The 835-nt window shown below is 44.4% G+C and carries 1 protein-coding gene; it reads left to right on the plus strand.

Annotated features, from left to right (window positions below; all coding sequences use genetic code 11):
- Positions 1-292 precede the first annotated feature (292 nt).
- Positions 293-631, plus strand: a complete 339-nt coding sequence (locus tag AAFM31_RS15715) for a GRAM domain-containing protein (protein ID WP_341708853.1) — start codon at positions 293-295, stop codon at positions 629-631.
- Positions 632-835: the final 204 nt, after the last annotated feature.

The following is an 835-nucleotide window of genomic DNA, read 5'->3' on the forward strand; positions in this document are numbered from 1 at the left end:
TGATGCTCCTGCGTCAATTCAATAACCGTGTTGCACTCAGCTCCTGCAACCGCCGTGGGTAACGGCAACAGATAACGAGCAAGCACAGAAACTTTACGATTCATTGAATACAGGTAAAAGTACGTGGCACTTTTACACATACAACACTTGACAAGGCCAAGCACAATCGTGCAATGCAAAGAGGCGCATTGCACTGGACGGCCTACACTGCGTTTCGGTCGCCTGTGTTGGCGACGTTAAGCACTCTTTCGGTCACCTCGTAAATACCAAAAAAAATCTAGGGATAGACAATATGAAATCTGCATTGCGCGCTGGGGAAATGATAATAAAAGAAGGTCCCGCTAATCTTCAAAAGAACATAGAAACAGTAGGTGGGAAACTCTATCTAACCAATCAACGCTTAGTGTTTGAAGCTCACAATCTCAATGTTCAGAGCTTCGCTGCCGAGGTTGAAATTTCAAACATTCAGTCCTTGGAGAAAGCTTGGACTAAATTTTTAGGCCTCATGTCCATCTTTCCAAATTCTTTGTCAATATATACAAAGCAAGGGAAAGAGTTTCGGTATGTTTTATTCGGTCGCGGCGCATGGGCAGCAGCAATTACCGCCACCATCCAAGGCGCTAATGGTTAATCACCTCAAAAAGCGCGCCTAACAATGCGCTCAACCGCCGCTCACTTCGTTCGCTGGACGTCCAAAAGCTGCGCTTTTGGCCGCCCGTTAGCTTAATCGTTACGCATCTAGACTCAGTAAGGGATATATCGAGGATATATGAATCTGATATTTTCATTGTCAATAATGTTAAGTGGGTTTTACGCATTGTTATGCTTTTTACCT

This window comes from Halopseudomonas sp. (assembly GCF_038130085.1).
GTDB lineage: Bacteria > Pseudomonadota > Gammaproteobacteria > Pseudomonadales > Pseudomonadaceae > Halopseudomonas.